Origin of the sequence: Myroides oncorhynchi, from assembly GCF_020905415.1 — a bacterium.
Taxonomy (GTDB): Bacteria; Bacteroidota; Bacteroidia; order Flavobacteriales; family Flavobacteriaceae; genus Flavobacterium; species Flavobacterium oncorhynchi_A.
Genome location: NZ_JAJJMP010000001.1, coordinates 4091711 through 4110710 on the forward strand (window position 1 = coordinate 4091711; position 19000 = coordinate 4110710).

At 34.8% G+C, this 19000-nt stretch carries 17 protein-coding genes; 2 read left to right on the forward strand and 15 right to left on the reverse strand.

The features are described from left to right. Nucleotides 1-158 precede the first annotated feature (158 nt). The 12 genes from hisIE to LNQ81_RS17885 all read right to left on the reverse strand — a co-directional run bounded on the left by hisIE (nt 159) and on the right by LNQ81_RS17885 (nt 12754). Nucleotides 159-755 carry a bifunctional phosphoribosyl-AMP cyclohydrolase/phosphoribosyl-ATP diphosphatase HisIE gene (gene hisIE, locus LNQ81_RS17830; RefSeq protein ID WP_229949105.1) on the reverse strand — a complete coding sequence of 199 codons (597 nt, stop codon included), beginning with the start codon at nt 753-755 and terminating at the stop codon, nt 159-161. Beyond that, nucleotides 752-1504: an imidazole glycerol phosphate synthase subunit HisF gene (gene hisF / locus LNQ81_RS17835; protein WP_229949107.1), complete on the reverse strand. Its 753-nt coding sequence runs from the start codon at nt 1502-1504 to the stop codon at nt 752-754. Before hisF ends, hisIE begins: the two co-directional genes overlap by 4 nt. Continuing rightward, entirely contained in the window at nt 1498-2211 is a 714-nt protein-coding gene (gene hisA, locus LNQ81_RS17840; protein ID WP_229949108.1) for a 1-(5-phosphoribosyl)-5-[(5-phosphoribosylamino)methylideneamino]imidazole-4-carboxamide isomerase, read from the reverse strand. The genes hisF and hisA overlap by 7 nt, the downstream gene beginning before the upstream one ends. Beyond that, nucleotides 2208-2789 carry an imidazole glycerol phosphate synthase subunit HisH gene (gene hisH, locus LNQ81_RS17845; RefSeq protein ID WP_229949110.1) on the reverse strand — a complete coding sequence of 194 codons (582 nt, stop codon included), beginning with the start codon at nt 2787-2789 and terminating at the stop codon, nt 2208-2210. The genes hisA and hisH overlap by 4 nt, the downstream gene beginning before the upstream one ends. Further along, nucleotides 2786-3877, reverse strand: a complete 1092-nt coding sequence (gene hisB / locus LNQ81_RS17850; RefSeq protein WP_229949112.1) for a bifunctional histidinol-phosphatase/imidazoleglycerol-phosphate dehydratase HisB — start codon at nt 3875-3877, stop codon at nt 2786-2788. The genes hisH and hisB overlap by 4 nt, the downstream gene beginning before the upstream one ends. Next, nucleotides 3870-4910, reverse strand: a complete 1041-nt coding sequence (gene hisC / locus LNQ81_RS17855; RefSeq protein ID WP_229949121.1) for a histidinol-phosphate transaminase — start codon at nt 4908-4910, stop codon at nt 3870-3872. Before hisC ends, hisB begins: the two co-directional genes overlap by 8 nt. Beyond that, entirely contained in the window at nt 4903-6192 is a 1290-nt protein-coding gene (gene hisD, locus LNQ81_RS17860; RefSeq protein ID WP_229949123.1) for a histidinol dehydrogenase, read from the reverse strand. The genes hisC and hisD overlap by 8 nt, the downstream gene beginning before the upstream one ends. 11 nt (nt 6193-6203) lie before the next feature. Next, complete coding sequence (hisG, locus tag LNQ81_RS17865) at nt 6204-7061, reverse strand: ATP phosphoribosyltransferase (RefSeq protein WP_229949125.1); 858 nt, start codon at nt 7059-7061, stop codon at nt 6204-6206. A 346-nt stretch (nt 7062-7407) separates the two neighbouring features. Then, entirely contained in the window at nt 7408-8631 is a 1224-nt protein-coding gene (locus LNQ81_RS17870) for a DUF6051 family protein (protein WP_229949127.1), read from the reverse strand. A 901-nt stretch (nt 8632-9532) separates the two neighbouring features. Continuing rightward, nucleotides 9533-10000 (reverse strand): hypothetical protein, encoded by a 468-nt coding sequence (locus LNQ81_RS17875; RefSeq protein WP_229949128.1) that lies wholly within the window; start codon nt 9998-10000, stop codon nt 9533-9535. A 235-nt stretch (nt 10001-10235) separates the two neighbouring features. Beyond that, nucleotides 10236-11627: an aminopeptidase P family protein gene (locus LNQ81_RS17880; protein WP_229949130.1), complete on the reverse strand. Its 1392-nt coding sequence runs from the start codon at nt 11625-11627 to the stop codon at nt 10236-10238. A gap of 83 nt (nt 11628-11710) precedes the next feature. Next, the gene (locus LNQ81_RS17885) at nt 11711-12754 is read right to left on the reverse strand and encodes a hypothetical protein (protein WP_229949132.1); all 1044 of its coding nucleotides are present in this window, start codon (nt 12752-12754) and stop codon (nt 11711-11713) included. 197 nt (nt 12755-12951) lie between these two features. Between LNQ81_RS17885 and LNQ81_RS17890 the strand changes: the two genes are divergently transcribed. Beyond that, nucleotides 12952-14622, forward strand: coding sequence for an acyl-CoA dehydrogenase family protein (locus tag LNQ81_RS17890; protein WP_229949134.1), 1671 nt, complete (start codon nt 12952-12954; stop codon nt 14620-14622). Nucleotides 14623-14633: 11 nt separating this feature from the next. Further along, entirely contained in the window at nt 14634-16154 is a 1521-nt protein-coding gene (locus LNQ81_RS17895; protein ID WP_229949135.1) for a class I adenylate-forming enzyme family protein, read from the forward strand. Between the two features lie 57 nt (nt 16155-16211). On the opposite strand, the gene LNQ81_RS17900 is transcribed toward LNQ81_RS17895, so the two are convergent. The 3 genes from LNQ81_RS17900 to LNQ81_RS17910 are packed head-to-tail and all read right to left on the reverse strand — an operon-like array spanning nt 16212 to nt 18990. After that, entirely contained in the window at nt 16212-16616 is a 405-nt protein-coding gene (locus LNQ81_RS17900) for a DUF2262 domain-containing protein (protein ID WP_229949136.1), read from the reverse strand. A gap of 5 nt (nt 16617-16621) precedes the next feature. Further along, entirely contained in the window at nt 16622-17251 is a 630-nt protein-coding gene (locus tag LNQ81_RS17905; protein WP_229949137.1) for a hypothetical protein, read from the reverse strand. A gap of 50 nt (nt 17252-17301) precedes the next feature. Then, a complete protein-coding gene (locus LNQ81_RS17910) occupies nt 17302-18990 on the reverse strand; it encodes a hypothetical protein (protein WP_229949138.1) in 1689 nt (562 codons plus the stop codon). Between the last annotated feature and the right edge of the window lie 10 nt (nt 18991-19000).

Sequence of the window (19000 nt, forward strand, 5' to 3'; positions counted from 1 at the left end):
AAAAGTATTAGATTTTAAAAAATAGACCTGCTTTAAGGCAGGTCTATTTTATAAGGCTTTGTAATATATCTTGAAATTCACATATTTAGAAAATATTTTTTCCTAAACAGAAATATCCGAATCTCAGAAATACTATACATCTTCAAGTATTTGGGTGTTTATTTAAGATGTCTTTCTTTTAACACAGACTCTATATCGCTCATCAAAAACCCTTTAGCTTTTAGCAAGATCAAATAGTGATACAACAAATCTGCAGCTTCACTTTTAAATAGGTCATCATTATCATCTTTGGCCTCGATAACTACTTCCACTGCTTCCTCTCCTACTTTTTGAGCTACTTTATTAATTCCTCTCTTAAATAGTTGATTGGTATAAGACGATTCTACATTGTTATCAATACGCTCACTGATGATATTCTCTAAAGTGTAAACAAAACCTTTATCACCAATCTCTCCAAAACAAGAAGTACTTCCTGTATGGCAAGTAGCTCCTATAGCTTCTACTTGTATCAATAGGCAGTCCCTATCACAGTCTGTCAAAATTTCTTTTACTAATAAGTAATGACCAGAAGTTTCTCCCTTCGTCCATAATCTATTCTTGGTACGGCTAAAGAAAGTTACCTTTCCATCTTGTATTGTTTTTTGGTAAGCTTCCTCATTCATATACCCTTGCATTAATACTTGCATCGAATTCTTATCCTGGATAATGACAGGTACTAATCCATTTCCTTTATTAAAATCTATATCTAGTCTCATCTTACATTAATGTTATTCATTTTTAAAACTTGCTTTAACTCTGGTATGCTAACTTCTCCATAGTGAAAGATACTTGCCGCTAATGCCCCTGTAGCCTTAGTCTGTGTAAATACCTCTTCAAAGTGCTGTTTATTACCAGCTCCTCCAGATGCTATCACAGGTATATTTACCGTTTTAGCAACCTCAGCGGTAATATCTATAGCAAAGCCAGCTTTAGTACCGTCATTATTCATTGAAGTCAACAGTATCTCACCCGCTCCTAAACTAGCTACTTGCTTAGCCCAATCGATAGTCTTTAAGTCAGTCTTGATACGCCCTCCTGCACTGTATACCCACCATTCTCCCTCTTCGTACTTTGTATCTATAGCCACTACTGCACACTGACTTCCCAATGCCTGAGCAATCTCTTGTATTAACTCAGGTCTCTTGATAGCGGCTGAGTTTACACTTACTTTATCTGCGCCTGCTCTCACTAAATCTATCGCTTGTTTTTTAGTACAAATACCTCCACCTACGGTAAAAGGGATATTAATCTGACTCGCAATCTCATTGACTAAACCAATCAGCGTCTTCCTATTCTCTATTGTAGCTGTAATATCCAGAAAGACCAACTCATCTACTCCTTCTACTACATAGCGTTGAGCTAAAGTGATAGGATTACCAGCTCGCTGTATATCAACGAAGTTAATCCCTTTCACTACCTCTCCATCCTGTATATCCATACAGGCTATTATTCTCTTTTTTAGCATAACGCACTCAACTCTTTTAAGGTAATTCTACCTTCGTAAATAGCCTTACCGATTATCACTCCTTCACAACCTATCTTCTTTAACTCATATAATTCTGCTACCGTAGTTAGCCCTCCACTAGCAATCAGTTTAACCTCCGTATTCGTTATAATCTCCTTATACAACTCTATGGCAGGGCCATTTAGCATTCCATCTTTTTCTATATCAGTAACGATAGTATAAGACACTCCTCTCTGTTCATACGATTGGATAAACTCTAGCACATCTGTATCCGCAGAATCTAACCACCCTTGGGTCATAATCTTGCGCTGCTTACAGTCTGCTCCTAATATAATCTGCTCACTCCCGTATCGCTCTAACCATGTTAAGAATAACTCTGGTTTAGTCGCTGCTATACTTCCTACAGTTACTTGCTTAGCTCCACTGTTAAAAGCAGTGATGATATCCGAGTCATTCTTAATACCTCCACCGAAGTCTATCTGTAAGTTTGTCTGAGCAGCTATTTTCTCTAATACCTTGGCATTCATTATTTGGCTTGACTTAGCCCCATCTAGATCCACTACGTGTAGATACTTAATTCCTGCATCTTCAAACTGCTTAGCCACGTCTACGGGACTTGTATTATACACTTTAGAGGTGTTGTAATCCCCCTTAGATAGTCGAACACATTGTCCTCCTATTATATCTATCGCTGGTATGATTCTCATAATTCTAAAAAATTCTTTAATAATAGTTCTCCTACTTTACCTGACTTCTCAGGATGAAACTGTACTGCATAAAAATTACCTTTAGCTAAGGCAGCCGAAAAAGGCACTATATAATTATTAACAGCTATAGTATCCTTAGATAAGGTAGCATAATAACTGTGTACAAAGTAGAAATTATCTAATTCTTCAATCCCTTTAAACAAGGTCTCTTCTTGTATCATATTACAATTATTCCATCCCATATGAGGGACAATATCTGTGGAAGGAAAGAGCTTTACTTCATTGTCAAAAACACCTAGTCCTGCTACATTTCCTTCTTCACTAGAATGACACAGTAATTGCATACCTAAGCAAATCCCTAATACCGGTTGTTTTAAACTTACGATAACCTTATCCAATCCTTTATCTACTAAATACCTCATCGCAGAAGAAGCTTCTCCTACTCCTGGAAAGATCACCTTATCTGCAGTAGTAAGTAGCGCTAAATCATCTGTGACCACAGTCTTATAGCCTAGTCGTTCTATAGCATTCTGTACAGACTGTACATTACCTGCATTGTATTTTAAGATTGCAATCATAGTATGCCTTTAGTACTTGGTATATTGTAATTCCCTGTTTTACTTACTGCCATCTTTATTGCTTTAGCAAAAGCTTTAAAGATAGATTCTATCTTGTGGTGTTCGTTATCTCCTTCTACCTTTATATTCAGATTACAACTCGCTGCATCGGCAAAAGATTTAAAAAAGTGATAGAACATCTCTGTTGGCATATCTCCTACTTTCTCTCTTTTAAACTCTGCGTCCCACATCAGCCATGCTCTCCCTCCGAAGTCTATAGCTACCTGAGCTAGACACTCATCCATCGGTAGTAAAAAGCCATATCTCTCTATTCCTTTCTTATTGCCTAATGCGCGTTTAAACGCTGTACCTAATGCTATAGCTGTATCTTCTATCGTATGGTGCTCATCTACCTGTAAGTCACCTTTGACCTTTATTTTTAGACCTATATTACCATGTCTATTGACTTGTTCTAACATATGATCAAAGAATCCTAAGCCTGTCTCGATGACACAGTCTTTAGCACTGTCTAGATCCACCTCTATATCAATAGTAGTCTCATTTGTCTTTCTGCATTCTTTACCTATACGAGGTTCTTGTTTTAAGAACTGATAGATATCTTCCCAATCTATTGTGCTAAGTGCTGCACGCTCATCTGCTACCTCATTAATATAGATTACTTTACTTCCTAAGTTTTCTGCTAGTTGTATATCCGTCTGACGGTCACCTAATACATATGAATTAGCCAAATCATACTCTCCATACACATACTTCCCTAACATCCCTAAACCAGGTTTGCGAGTAGGTCTATTCTCATAGTCTAAAGAGTCATCTACATAAATATCTGTGAATACTACTCCCTCTCCTGCTAGTGTGTCCAATATAAAATTCTGCACCGGCCAAAAAGTATCTTCTGGAAAAGAGCTTGTCCCTAGCCCATCCTGATTACTAACTAACACTAAAGTGTAATCTAACTCTCTAGCTATCTTAGACAAACTAGAAATAGCCTTAGGCAAGAATACTAACTTCTCAAAACTATCGATCTGAAAGTCTTCAGGTTCTTTAATAATAGTTCCATCTCTATCTATAAATAATACTTTCTTACTCACGATCTATCGTTTTTAATGCTGTTATTAATTGGTTGTTTTCTTCTGGTGTACCTATTGAGATACGCAAAGTGTTCTCTACGACCTTACTTCTATTTCTCACAACGATTTGTCTATCTATTAACTCTTGATACAACTGATCAGCCTTATCAAATTTGACTAAGAGACAATTAGCTTCTGAAGGATAAATAAACTGTGTCATCGAGAGTGTGCTTAATTCTCTAATTAGCCTTTCTTTCTCGTTTAAAAGGATTATTATTCTCTCTTTAAAACCTAAAGTGTCACTTAGTAGTTCGATAGCTTGCTGTTGGTTACTAATGCTTAAGTTATAAGGAGACTTCACTTTATTAAAATAGTAAAGTACCTCCTCACTCATCCATGCCATACCGATGCGAAGTCCTGCCATTCCCCATCCCTTAGACAATGTCTGTAAGATAATCAGGTTACCATACTGAGACAGTTCTTCTAACCACGAAGCTTCTTTGCTAAAGTCTATATACGCTTCATCTATAATTACTATTCCTTTAAACCTTTTGAGCAATGAAATTATCGTCTCTTTCTCAATCAAATTACCTGTAGGGTTATTAGGCGAACAGATAAACATCAATTTCACAGTAGGGTCTTCTAAATAAGGTTCTACTAATCCCTCTTCTATCTGAAACACCTTATCTAAAGGAAGTGTGATTAGTTTCACTGCATTAATATTAGCATAGACCTCATACATCCCATAAGTAGGGGTAAATACGATAGCTTTATCTTTATTGGGTTCACAGAATATTCGGTAAGCCAAATCAATCGCTTCATCACTTCCATTTCCTAAGAATAACTGCTCAGGAGCACCTCCTTTTATCTCGCTAATCACTTGCTTTAATTCACATTGATAAGGATCAGGATAGCGATTCACTGTACCATACGGATTCTCGTTTGCATCTAAGAATATTCCCTTATCTCCTTTGTACTCATCTCGTGCGCTTATATAAGGGGATAAAACCTTAATATTCGGACGAACTAATTCATTTATTTTATTATTACTCATTGCTCAACTTTTTAAGGCGGATACTCACAGCATTTTTGTGAGCGACTAACTCTTCTGCTTCTGCCATTACTTCTATTGTTTTACCAATGTTCTTTAGTCCTTGTTTCGTTAGCTTTTGAAAAGTAATCTTCTTTACAAAGCTGTCTACTGATACTCCACTATAGCTCTTTGCATAGCCATTCGTAGGTAGTGTGTGATTAGTACCACTGGCATAGTCACCAGCACTCTCACAAGAATAAGCTCCTAAGAATACAGAACCTGCATTGATTACTAAGTCTATATACTTCTCAGCATTCTCTATATTTAAAATTAAGTGTTCAGGAGCATAAGCATTGCTAAAAACAATACATTCTTCTATAGTAGAGAACTCTATCATCAAGCTATTGTTCAGTGTCTGTTTTGCTAAGTCTTTACGAGGTAGTTCTTCTAGTTGTTTCTCCAATGCCTCAGCTACTTCACTTATCTTCTGTTTCGTTGTGGTCACAAATACTACTTGACTATCTGTTCCGTGCTCTGCCTGTGACAATAGATCTGCTGCTATATAATCTGCATCAGCCTCTTGATCTGCGATGACTAATACTTCACTAGGCCCCGCTGGCATATCGATAGCTACGCCTTGTGTCTGTACTAACTCTTTAGCTTTAGTTACATACTGATTACCAGGTCCAAATATCTTATAGACTTGAGGAACTGTTTCTGTACCATACGCCATAGCAGCTATTGCCTGAGCACCTCCTATCTTAAAGATAGTCTCTATCCCTAAGTATTGAGCCGCATAAAGAACTACTTCGTTTACTTTGCCTTGTTTATTACATGGTGTACACAATACTAATTCCTTACACCCCGCTAATTGAGCAGGAATAGTCAACATTAACAATGTGGAAAATAACGGAGCTGTACCACCTGGTATATAAAGTCCTACTTTCTCTATTCCTACACACTTTCTCCAGCAAGTCACTCCATCTGTAGTCTCTACTTTATCTTCTGTAGATAATTGAGACTGGTGAAACTTTCTAATATTCGATGCTGCTATAGCTATGGCATCTTTGATATCCTGATTGACTAAAGTAGCGGCTTCTGCTATCTCCTGTCTACTTACTCTGAAGTCTGTTAACTGTACTCCATCAAATAATGAAGCATAATTCTGAATAGCCAGATTTCCTCTTTCTTTGACTTGTTTAAGTACTGTACTGATACTCTCATTTAGGCTTTCTGTCGTGATAATAGGACGCTTTGTTAACCCTATCCATTCTTCTCTTGCAGGTTTATATACTGTTATCATAGCTTCTTGCTTTAGTAAATCATTTTTTCTATTGGAGCTACTAGAATTCCCTCAGCCCCTAAGGCTTTTAACTCGTCGATGATATCCCAGAATTGGTCTTCTTGGATAACAGAGTGTAGGCTACTCCAACCTTCATCTGCTAAGGGTAAGATAGTAGGACTTTTCATTCCTGGAAGTATAGATATGATTTGGTCAAGTTTATCATTAGGGGCATTTAGTAAGATATACTTACGTTCCTTAGCATTAAGTACAGATTTGATACGGAATAACAGCTTGTCTAATAAAGCTTGTTTCTTCTCCCCTAAAGCTTGATTGCTAATTAAGACTGCTTGGCTGTCTAGTACCTTCTCTACTTCTTTAAGTCCATTAGACATTAGTGTAGACCCACTACTCACAATATCACAAACTCCATTAGCAAGCCCTATGCTAGGTGCTATCTCTACACTTCCTGAAATAAACTCTATGGTAGCATTGATGCCCTGTTCTTTTAAGTATTTTTCTAAAACGAAAGGATATGAAGTAGCAATCTTTTTGCCTTCAAAGTAATTGATGTCTTGGTAATCAACTTCTTTAGAAACAGCTAAACTCAAACGACAGCTACCGAAACCTAAGTATTCTAGAATAGTAACAGGAAGGTTCGCTTCTAAGAATACATTCTCCCCTACAATACCGATGTCAGCAACTTGCTGCTCTACATACTTAGTCACATCATCATCACGTAAGAACAGTACTTCAATAGGGAAGTTCTTACTTTCGGCAATCAGTTTACCTCCGCCATTAGGAAACTTGATACCACATTCTTTTAATAATTCTAAGGATTTCTCACTAAGACGTCCGCTTTTTTGAATTGCAATTTTTAATTTACTCATGATATTTTTTGATTAAAATGTTTGAGTAAATCGATAGGAAGTATCAAATAGCAATACGCTTAAAAACAAAAAATCCCGTCTGATTTACTCAAACGGGATAAATAGATATTTTGGATTCAAATACACCATATCATTACCAGCTCGTAAGAGTGCAAGTAAAATGATGATGATGATGTAATTGACTTGGATACATGTCTTTTTTGTTTATTTGATAGGTCAAATGTATATATAATTTTAATACACTTGGTTAATTATTTTTATCTATTTCTTATACTTTTCAAATATTCTTTATTTAAAACAGCATACAAACTCAATGACAGCATGACTTTTAGCTTAATAAAAACTATCAATAAAAATTAGCCATTTTAGCCATTGTCAGATTAAAGTGAATATCTACTTCTTCCGCATTTTTGATTGTTAAAGGAAAAGGAACCATATGACTATACGGGAAAGGATAATCTAGAATATCTACACCAATAGGCACGTCTCTATAAGGTCCCTTTAGCATATTTAAAGCTTCTACAGCAGGAGCTACTTCATCCTCTTTAAGATTGACTGAGTAGATTTGGTTTTCTAATTCTTTTAAACGAACTTCTCGCTCCTCTTGATAGTGATTATACCTCAACATTGTCTTAAACCAACTCTCTCCTGGATGTAACTCACATGATTGATAATGATGAAGTCTTGACTCAGCTATAAACTTAGTAGTCAATAATTGGGCGAAGACCTTTTGCATCATAATAGTTGCTTTGCCATCCATAATATACTTCGATACTGGAAACATACGATCTATGGTCATCCCCCCACAGAAACATACTAATTTAGCTTTAGTTAATATCCCATTAGGGTTAGCCATCAATAGGATAATCGCCAAAAAAGAACCAATAGAATAACCAAACAAATCAATGTTAGCTGAAGGAGATACACAAGAAAATTTCCCTTCTCTCAACTGTTTATCCCACTGAACAAAGTCGTAATACGTCTGTAATCCTGACCAAAACATACGCTGTGGATTAGCTTCCATACGCGTACTCAATGCTGCATTTACATAGCTTGTATCAGAATTCTCTTGCCAGTGTTTAGCTCTTTGTTGTGCAACTTCGAACATTAGCTTACGGTCAGACCATTCTAATGGAGCTCTGTCCATATGAAAACTAATAGGAAAAAGCACAATGGCTTTTTTAGTACGTTTAGCGAGTTCATAAGCCCACGGCAAGTACTTATCCCACTTCTTCTCATTAAGCCCATGAAACATAACTATAACATCTGTAGAAACCTCTTCAGTAAGTGTTTTCAATATTGTAACCTTAAACCTCTTATTTTCACTGACACCATAATCTGAGATATCAAGCAAATGATCTGTATCTGTGGTCAATTTGCTATAAGTATCTTCAAAATCCTCATTATGTATATCACAATGCAATGTATCCGATCCACATAATACATTAGCTGCTTGTGTAGATTCAAAGTCATATTTAAACAGTTCAATACCTAACTCCTCACTTTTTAGATAATCACCTTCAGTATGGAATAAGTTCTTTAACTGTTCATGTAGTTGATAGTAATGCATAATTGGCTAGTTAATAGGTTTATATAAAGATACTATGTATGCATAGTATTAACGCAAAAGCATTCAATATTATTACACAAAAAGTACTAGAAACAGACAACTATGTTTATTTACTGAAGTTATCTTGATTTTAGACCACCCTTCATTCTCCTACATTCAATTTAGTTTCGTAAATTTGCCTCATATTCTAATATCTATTTCATTAGAAATCAGTGATCCTAACTCATAAGGATTAAATCTATTTTACTCTATCCCACTCTAAAATCACTTTATTAATAGCTTCTGCTAAAGTTGTTACTATCTCCGTTTGTATGAATGTATACTGACAGCATCGTGTATCCATAGTGAGTCCATTAAAATAAGCTTTTTAATGGACTCACTATGGACTCATCCAAACCAAGATCGCATAAAGATTGCCTTTTATATAGCTCTAATAATAAATTGTGGAAATTTCATATAAACTGACCTAGAAGATTGATCAAAAAAACTACTGAACACTAACGTTCAGTAGTTTACAAATACACATATTAAAAATATAATATTTTACTACACCCTTGTTGTTTTGAATCTAAGTTGCCATAAACTAATAAAGTTAAGATGATTTCAACGCTATAAAGCATTCTTTTTAAAAACATTACAGCTATTTTACATTAAAACAACATAGTAATAGTAACTTTGAAAAAATCGTAAAAGTGATGACTAAGTACAAAGAGAATAAAGAGGTTATACAGGTAAAATCTGCATTGCTTACAGAATAAAAAAAGTTGAAAGACTAAAGAATGCAATTCAAGAAGGTTTGGATAGTGGTATTGTTAAAGATTTTGATCCAATAAAACACTTAGAGGCTTTAAGAAGTAATAAGTAAAATAGAAACAGTTCTATTTTACTTATTACTTTTCTTCTATTTATTATAAGACAAACCTGATATACTACTTGCACTCCTTGGGTCATACACAGACCATAAAGTTCCCCATTCATAAATATCATTCCATCGTGGATAGGGGTCTTTACTTTTATTTCCTTTCTCTCCTGATAACTTGCGCATAAACGCATTGTTGCGTTCGAACACTTTCATCTCGCTCTTTTCTGTCCAATCATCCCAAGATGTAGTATCAGTTGGTTCCCAAGTACCTAAATACATACTCTCAAGGGAATCACCAAAAAAACATAGGTTAAAATACACATGGTACCCTTCCCAAACAAAATGATTAAACCCATACCAGAAATAACCTGTCTTTACATCTCTAAAACTAGAAAAATTAGCTTTATAAAAAGCTGTTTCTTTAAGCTCATCTAACTTCATCCCTTTGTGAATAGTACAATTCAATTCATCTAAAAACACACTTCCTGTAGTCTGATCTAATTTCATTCTTTTCGCGTTTACTTTAAACCCAAAATCAGCATTAGCCAAATACTACAAAGAAATACTACTTCATACCTCTTTCACTTCTTCTAAAACCATACTATTGTATGCTTTTTTCATAAGTTTAGAGTTATCTTGTATAATTACTTTTCGTTTATATCTCTATCGCTGATTCTGAGTTAAAAAGAGCCAATAAGTTCTAATAACTTATTGGCTCTTTATTAAATAAAAAAATAGCTTCTTAGTATTTTGCCTTATAGTCTTCTATTTCAGCAACTGTTCTTATTAATTCAGGTCCTAAATATTGGTAACCATCTTCTTTAATCAAGAAGTTGTCTTCTATACGAATACCACCAAAATGAGCGAACTGTTTCACTTTATCATAGTTAATAAACTCCGCATACTTCTTCTCTGCATCCCACATCTCGATTAACTCAGGGATAAAGTAAATACCTGGCTCTACTGTTAGAACATGTCCTGCTTTTAACTCTTTACCTAATCGCAATGATTTAATACCAAACTGCTTGGTATCCTTAGGATCATCTAATGTATATCCTACATACTGTTCTCCTAAATCTTCCATATCGTGTACATCAAGTCCCATCATGTGTCCTAATCCACACTGAAAGAACATCGTATGTGCGTGATTAGCTACTGCATCCCGTGCATTCCCTTTCATAAATCCTAAGTCAATTAATCCTTCTGCTAATATCTCACAGGCTTTTAAGTGTACATTTTTATACTTCACACCTGCTTTAAGTTCTGCTTTAGCTCCTTCAAAAGAGTTTAATACTACGTTATACAAATCTCTTTGCTCTGGAGTGAAAGTCTTATCTACAGGATAAGTACGCGTCAAATCAGATGCATATCCCATCGCTGTCTCACATCCCGAATCATTTAGTAATAACCTTCCTGATTCTAGAGTATTCATCTTATAGTGATTATGTAAGATACCCCCATTTACCGTCACAATAGAATTATAGGCTAACTCACAGTTATGACTTCCTGCCACATTCTGAATAGCACTCACTATTTCATACTCCTTCACGCCGGGCTTAGCCATACGCATCGCTAGCAAGTGCATTTCATTTGACACTTTTAAAGCGTCCTCTATCTGCACGATTTCTTGAGCTTCTTTAATTTCACGTTGCGCTACGATAGCTTGTATCATTGGCACTGATGGTTTAAAGTCAGCAATAGAAATATGTAATAATTCACTTAGTAAAATCTTGTTGAATGATTGGTAAGGCGGTAGGTAGTGAATATTTCTCTTCACACTCATTGCTGTAGCCAAATAAATAGCTAAATCAGCATACGATCTTGTTTCTACTACACCTGCTTTCTCACATTTCGCTTTTAAAGTCTCTTGGCGCCCCATCCATACAATAGCATCCATAGACATCTCATCACCAAACACAATCGTCTTGTTCTCATCCAAGTCAATAATTGCAGCTAAGTGAGGCTCTTGAATACCGAAGTAGTATAAGAATGTACTATCTTGTCTAAAATGTGAAGTGTTATCCGCAAAGTTTATTGGATTCTCTATATTTCCAAAGAATAATAGTATCCCCTTTGCTTGTATATTTTTTTGAAGAGATTCTCTTCTTCTCTTATAAGTTTCTGTACTAAACATGGCTTTGTTGTTTGATCATCACAAGATAACAACTTTGTCTAATATATTTTCATTATTTATTTAATATTTGCTTCTCTACTAACTCAAAGCCTATTGTTGTAAATATCTATCGTAAAGAACTCCTGTACTTGATCATAAACACCTTGATCTAAAGCCACCTCCTTTAAGAACAATACATATGTAAAATCAAAATAATTGCGTTTCACATTAATACTTTTAATGGAGTGAACTAACTCCTTTGCAATAAACAGTTTTTGTTCCTTGGTGCCATTGTGATATACTGCTTTTACTACATCATCATTATACGTCCTTGCTTCAACCTCTTTAACAAAAACATGTTCAAACGTTATATAAATAGTTTTCTTAATCACCTCTTCCCACACAGCTCTATCTTGAATATTATTAATAGTCAAAGCAAACCAATTGACATAATCCTCATAGAATAATTCTATCTTCTTACTGTAGGTACGGATACGTCTTTCAAAAGCATTCATTGTTTCTATTACAGTTGCAAATATCTCATGTCCAATTGGCTTATTAAGACTCAACGTTACATAATGATTCACAGGTTCTAAAGCGATAGCCATTAAGTCCATTAACTTCTTGACATTAGCTCCTTCTAACGTTTTTCTACGTCCCGCTACAGACTTAATAGTCTGTTCCATTATCTCCTGTACTTGTGCTGTAGTATATTGTTTCTCTTCAGTAGAGAATGTCAGTAAAAATAGCTGTTCTAAAGGTTTATTCTTTTTAAACACCTCCGTTAACCAATTCGTAATAGCATCCTTATCCATGCGTAGCATTACCTCCTCTGTCTCTGTTAACTTCTTCTTTTTCTTAGTAGTTATAGAAGCAGCTTTAGTTTTAGACGTAGTTTTAGTTCCATCCATCGCTAAGAGTACAGCTACTTTATGCACACATAGGTTCTCAGCATTAACACAGTCACAGGTAACTTCAGTCACTTTAGAAGCCAACATAAACAATTGTACATCATGACTTAACTCTCCTTCATCAACGAAAGCAACATAATGCCCTTTACTCTCTTGTTCTAATTCTCTCACAGGCAACTTTAGGGCTTTATTCTTATCTTTTTGACTAACAGAAGTAATTAACTCTGATATTTTCATAGTGTACATCTTTTATTATAAGGACAAAGTAACATAAAAAATAAATAGCAATATTGAGTTTTACATTTCAACGTCATATATGTCATTTTATTACACTTTTCTCATATTTTATATTCTATAATTATCTATTTAAAAAAATTAACTCATTCATTACAAAATATTCATTATCTTACACTTAACCAAAAAACACAAAAATTATGATAGATTCATGGAAGACTCATAAAGTCACTAACCAATTTGATGAATTAAAAGATTACAATTTATTTTCTACTGACACAGTGATGAATGAATATCTACAGCACCATCATCTAGAAGAATATATTTCTGAACTTAAAAAAACAGGTGAAGTATTAGGAACTAAAGAGTCCTTTGAAAAAGGAATCCGATGTAACCTATATTCCCCAACTTTAAAAGCATTCGATAGACGAGGTAATAGAATTGACCAAGTGGAGTTTCATCCGGACTGGCATCACTTTATGTCTGAGGCTAAAAAGACAGGTCTAATTTCATATGCGTATGAGAATAACAAAAAAGGTAGATGGGTATTTTCTGCAATTAATTTCATTTTACAGTCACAGGTAGAACCGGGTGCTTTATGCCCTGCGACTATGACACAGGCATCTATTCCACTAATTCAAAAAGAACATAGACTTTGGGAAGAACTGCAAGATAAATTACTGAGCAGAGAATATGACGAAAGAGACTTACCTATCTTAGAGAAAAAATCAATCTGGATAGGTATGGGTATGACTGAAAAGCAAGGAGGTTCGGATGTTAGGTCTAATACTACTGTAGCTAAACGTATTGACACATTAAACACTGGCTATAAAGAATTCTTGCTGACAGGTCATAAGTGGTTCTTCTCTGCTCCTATGTGTGACGCACATCTTGTAGTAGCACGCATTGAAGACAATGACCAACTTGCTTGTTTCTATGTTCCACGCTGGAAACCAAATAATGAAAAAAACCCGGTAGAAATACAACGTCTAAAAGAAAAAGTAGGTAATAATAGTAATTCGAGTAGTGAAGTAGAATTTAGAGATGCTTGGGGAATATTAATTGGAGAAGAAGGTAGAGGAATTCCCACGATTATTGAGATGGCAACGTTCACTCGGCTTAACTGTATACTAGGAGCTACCGCTATAATTAGACAAGCTACAACCCAAGCGTATAGCTATGCCTTAAATAGAATGGTATTTGGCAAAAAGCTAATTGACCAACCTCTTATGAGATCAGTCTTAGCAGAACTAGCTCTTGAAAACGAATCTGCAACACTCACCTCACTTTTCTTAGCTGACTGTTTTGAGAATAGCGAAACATCTGAAATCTCTAAAGCATTTAGGAGAACAATCACACCTGCTGCTAAATATTGGATTTGCAAAAAGAGTATTGAAGTAAGTGCTGAGGCAATGGAAGTATTCGGTGGTAATGGGTATGTCAATGATGGTATTATGGCACGTTTATTTAAAGAGGCTCCTGTTAATTCCATTTGGGAAGGTTCTGGTAATGTTATGTGTCTTGATGTCCTTAGATCAATTAAAAAAGATCCTAACGACCTAAGACTTGTATTTAAATACCTAAAAGAGTTAGTAATAAACAACAATAAACTAATTCAACATATTGATAATTTAGAGCAATGGCTTCAGGATAACCTTGATGCCAATTTTGAAGCTAAAGCACGCTTATTTACTGAACAACTAATCCTAACGATACAAGCTTGTTTAATGTATAAATATTCTCCTAAACTAGTATTCGAAGCCTTCTTTAATTCTCGTTCAAACAATTCTAAACAAGGGCATTTCATTGGTTCTAATACTTTTGACATAGAGACTACCGAAGCTATTTTAAGTAGAATTATTCACTCTTAATTTTATGTGAAATGAACTTATTAAAAATACTAAAGGTTAATGTAGATAAATTTCCTACGAAACCTTTCTTAATATATCAAAATAATAAATATACGTATGAAGAAGCATACAAGATAATCAAGCAAGTTAGTTCTCTATTTGATAATCTTGGACTTAAAAAAGGAGATACTGTTGCCGCAATGTGTTTTAATACACCAGCATTTGTATTTTCAATGTTTGCAGCCTGGGACTTAGGACTCATATTTGTTCCTATTAATCATAAATTAAAAAGTAAAGCCCTTGAGTTTGTTTTAAAAGATAGTAATACAAAACTTCTTTTATTTGATAACCAATTAGCAGAAACTGTACAAGCAGTAAATCACACTTGTATAAAACTAACAACACAGGGAAATACACAACCTTTTGACTGCTTTGAAACATTATATCAAAAGCATAATTTCTCTCTTTACTCATATGATTTACAAGATAATGATATTGCGCAAATATTGTATACATCAGGTACCACAGGAATGCCAAAAGGATGTGTAATGAAGCACAGCAGTATAACTTTTGCAGCTCTAATAGCTGCACTTGGTCTTAGTTTTGTACCAACAGATATACTGCTAATGGCAATGCCTATATGGCACTCATCCCCTTTAAACAATTGGTTCGGCGCTACATTAGTTGTAGGAGGAACTACTGTATTACAGCGAGAATATCATCCACAAGAATTGCTTGAAAATATTCAAAAGGAAAAAGTAACTGCTTACTTCGGTGCTCCGATCTCTCTAATTATGCCAACAAAACTTCCAAACTTTGCTGAATATAACCTAACTTCTATACGAGCATGGATATATGGTGGAGGACCTATTAGCCCTACTACAGCTAAAGAACTAATGACGCTTTATAAGAATACCAATTTTTATCAGGTATTTGGAATGACAGAAACAGGTCCATTAGGGATGACCTTATATCCATATGAACAACTAACCAAAGCAGGTTCACTAGGGAAAAACAGTATGCCTGGTGTGGAAATGAAGCTGATTAATGAACTAGGTAACGTAGCTACTAAGGGAGAAATAGCAGAGATTTATTTCAGAACTGATAGTCTAATGTCAGAATATCTAAACAAAGAAGAAGAAACAAAGGAGGTTTTCACTCTTGATGGTTTTTATAAGACTGGTGATTTAGTCAGAATAGATGATGATGGTTATATCTTCGTTGTAGATAGAAGAAAAGAAATGATTATCACAGGTGGTGAGAATGTATTCTCTAAAGAAATAGAAGACTGTATCTTAGAATGTACAGCTGTTAGCGAAGTTGCGGTAATAGGTCTTCCCCACGAAGAATGGGGTGAAACAGTCACTGCTTTTATCATTCTTAAACAAGGGCAGACATTATCCGCAGATGAACTTAAAGCTTATATTACCTCAAAACTTGCTAAGTATAAAGTTCCTAAAAAATACTTCTTTGTAGAAGATTTTCCTAGGACCCCCACAGGAAAAACACAGAAATTCCTGCTAAAACAACAGTATGAAAATATAAATAACTAAGACACAAAAGGCTTGAAGATTACTCCTCAAGCCTTTTTTTTATAAAAATTTATATTACTATCCATTCATGGCTACGTGAGACTCAAACTCTCCATTAGCCATCTCTATTGATAAGAAATGCCCTCCGAAATACTCTCCTCCCTCATAAGTGAATTCTACCTCTGTATCTCCTGTAAAATATAAAGACAACAGGCTTAACTCTTCTCTAAAAGTATCTTCTGTCAGTCCCTCATTCTTTTCACTATAAACGTCATAAAGCTCTTCTACAATGACATCCTTTCCTTCTCCAGCATACTTCTCTAATTGACTCACTACGTCATTTATATCTTTTAGAATCTCTTCTAACTCGTCATTGCCATTGTATAATGAAATGTTTATCTCCTTGTTACCTAGAGTATATTCCATTTCTAATGTCTCTTCGTCATACTCAGATGCCTTAAAATCCTTTGCTGTTAATTTCATATCTATTATTTACTTAATGCTTTATCTACTATTTCTATCAATTCCTGTGGAGTCATAAATGTATTCATAAACTCTTCTAAACTCCCTTCATTCGTCACCTCTCTAAAGAATACCTCATGGTCTGTACCGAACAGTGTAGGATTCTCTTGATTAGGATCTTCAACACAAATATAATAATGATCTGGAAAACCATAACTAAAAAACAACTGAATCATATCAGGGTGTTTTAATCCTGTAGCTTTCGTTACCTCACTAAAGTCTACCTCATCCTCACATAGAAAATCACTACTCCACTCCTCATAATCCTCAGTTCCTTCTTTATAAGGTGTGAAGGGCAGTGCTGTCCAAAATACTTGTCCTCTTCCTTCTTCAGTATCTATGTAATAGTGGGCGATCATCTTATTATAGAATGCCTGCTTATCAGTAGCAATCAACTCTTGATACCCATCGACATACTCCTCTATTCCATAAATTGGCTCTTGATCATCAGCCTCTGCCCAAGGCGTATCTTCAGGTTTTGGATATAGTACAGTATCAAACTTAATTGCTATTAAATCCTCTGCTAAAGACTTCCCTTTTACCTGACTGATATCTCCACCTAGAGCCTTTATTCTATCTAGTATAGTTTGTTTCATTATATCACTATTAAATCTGTCTTAACGTATATTTTCAAATCTCATATACGCTATTGTTTACTAACAATTTTTGTCCAAATTAACTTATTTAGACTACCACTAGGTGCACTATACTTACTAAATTTACTAATAATATCACCTCGTTTATACTTCTGTAAAACAAAATCGACACATTCCTCCTGTTTACTCCCCCCCTTACTAAACATTCTGTAAGGAAATTGTCCAAGTAACATTATTCTATCCAATAACAATTTAGCATCTACTTGATATAATTTACTAGCGTATTTAAAAACCAATGATAAAGGTATATTACAATCAATAACATCCAACATCAGCTTATGCTCTTTATCTAGGTGCAATATCTCAAAATAAATCTCTGCTCTATCTCCATTTAGATTCATACTTCGTAGTTCCTCTTTGACTTTAGCTTTGAATACCTTTTTCTGCTTTATATTCTTAATATTATTCATAATAGACTTATAATCCTTGATATTAATATCTTTAAAAAACAAGTCTATTTGTGTCTCTAAAGCCTCATTACCTTTACCAAGTTTCTGTTGTATTTCAGCTAACGTGCGTTTTATATCGTTATTACTAAACAAACAGAATTTCTCTTCTATAATCTCTATACAGAACTTCTCTGCATATATCAAGTCAATATCAACTATTCTATCTATCATGTATTCATTGTACTCATCATCATACATAACAGGAGTTAACCTGTGATAATAAGTATCAAACAATTCATTTCTAATAATAACATTTAATAAAAAACGGTTGATGCTTCTATTATAACTAAAGGCATTGGCATGTTCTCTATAGAAATCTTTTAATGCTATTATTTCTGAAATAAAGAACTCTAGATTATCTTTATCACTAGCCGTTTCTATTTCAACAAACAACTTCCACAATATAAAAGTCTCTAGATTATCCTGTACACTCTGAAGTTTTGTTCTTATAAATGTCAACTGTCCCTCTAATGCACCTCTATCTTTTACATTAAATAATATGTGTAAAAAACGTTCTATAAACTTCTTTTCAAAAGTGTCCATACGACTACTCGTATAATATACTGACTCTCTAAATGTATGAAGCTTAGAAAGTATTTCAACATAAATAGCAATAGCAATAGGTTTTGTAATATTGACTAACAGATAATCATTTACTGGCGCTAAAGCTAATGTAAACAGATCCACTAACTTCTTTACAGTCTGAGCATCTACTTCTTTCTTCCTCCCCACTGTAGTCTTTAGGATATCCGTCATCATCTTTTGGACATCCTCTACAGTATAATCGCGAACTTCTACTTTACCAAAAGTCAGTACAAACTCCTGCTCAATATCCTTGTTCTTTTTAAACAATTCTGCTAGCCATCCATATACATCCTCGTGATTAACCTCATGAAGTAAAGCCACACTCTCACTCATCTTCTTTTTAGTCAGGGTCTTCTTTACTACTGGTTTATCTACTATTTTTTTGCCTTTTAACGCATCTTCTATGCTCATTAATAGTCTACCCTTATGTTGACAGATTTGCTCTTCATTAACTCCACAGTCACATTGCGTCTGCTCCACCTGCTTCCCCTTAAGGATTATATGCACATCGTGACTATCATTTCCTTCATCTATGTATGCTACCCAGTGCCCTTTCTTCTCCTCCTCGACTTCTCGTATAGGTAGTTTCCCTACCTTGATAGCTGTTTTATTATCTATCTGCTTTAATATCTGTGCTATGGTCATTGTTTACTTA

Coding starts and splice junctions, on each gene's coding strand:
- LNQ81_RS17900 (WP_229949136.1), bottom strand. CDS start 16,616: ATGAAATTAACAGCAAAGGATTTTAAGGCATCTGAGTATGACGAAGAG.
- hisH (WP_229949110.1), bottom strand. CDS start 2,789: ATGATTGCAATCTTAAAATACAATGCAGGTAATGTACAGTCTGTACAG.
- LNQ81_RS17905 (WP_229949137.1), bottom strand. CDS start 17,251: ATGAAACAAACTATACTAGATAGAATAAAGGCTCTAGGTGGAGATATC.
- hisF (WP_229949107.1), bottom strand. CDS start 1,504: ATGCTAAAAAAGAGAATAATAGCCTGTATGGATATACAGGATGGAGAG.
- LNQ81_RS17910 (WP_229949138.1), bottom strand. CDS start 18,990: ATGACCATAGCACAGATATTAAAGCAGATAGATAATAAAACAGCTATC.
- hisC (WP_229949121.1), bottom strand. CDS start 4,910: ATGAGTAATAATAAAATAAATGAATTAGTTCGTCCGAATATTAAGGTT.
- hisG (WP_229949125.1), bottom strand. CDS start 7,061: ATGAGTAAATTAAAAATTGCAATTCAAAAAAGCGGACGTCTTAGTGAG.
- LNQ81_RS17875 (WP_229949128.1), bottom strand. CDS start 10,000: ATGAAATTAGATCAGACTACAGGAAGTGTGTTTTTAGATGAATTGAAT.
- LNQ81_RS17880 (WP_229949130.1), bottom strand. CDS start 11,627: ATGTTTAGTACAGAAACTTATAAGAGAAGAAGAGAATCTCTTCAAAAA.
- LNQ81_RS17895 (WP_229949135.1), top strand. CDS start 14,634: ATGAACTTATTAAAAATACTAAAGGTTAATGTAGATAAATTTCCTACG.
- LNQ81_RS17890 (WP_229949134.1), top strand. CDS start 12,952: ATGATAGATTCATGGAAGACTCATAAAGTCACTAACCAATTTGATGAA.
- hisIE (WP_229949105.1), bottom strand. CDS start 755: ATGAGACTAGATATAGATTTTAATAAAGGAAATGGATTAGTACCTGTC.
- LNQ81_RS17870 (WP_229949127.1), bottom strand. CDS start 8,631: ATGCATTACTATCAACTACATGAACAGTTAAAGAACTTATTCCATACT.
- LNQ81_RS17885 (WP_229949132.1), bottom strand. CDS start 12,754: ATGAAAATATCAGAGTTAATTACTTCTGTTAGTCAAAAAGATAAGAAT.
- hisD (WP_229949123.1), bottom strand. CDS start 6,192: ATGATAACAGTATATAAACCTGCAAGAGAAGAATGGATAGGGTTAACA.
- hisA (WP_229949108.1), bottom strand. CDS start 2,211: ATGAGAATCATACCAGCGATAGATATAATAGGAGGACAATGTGTTCGA.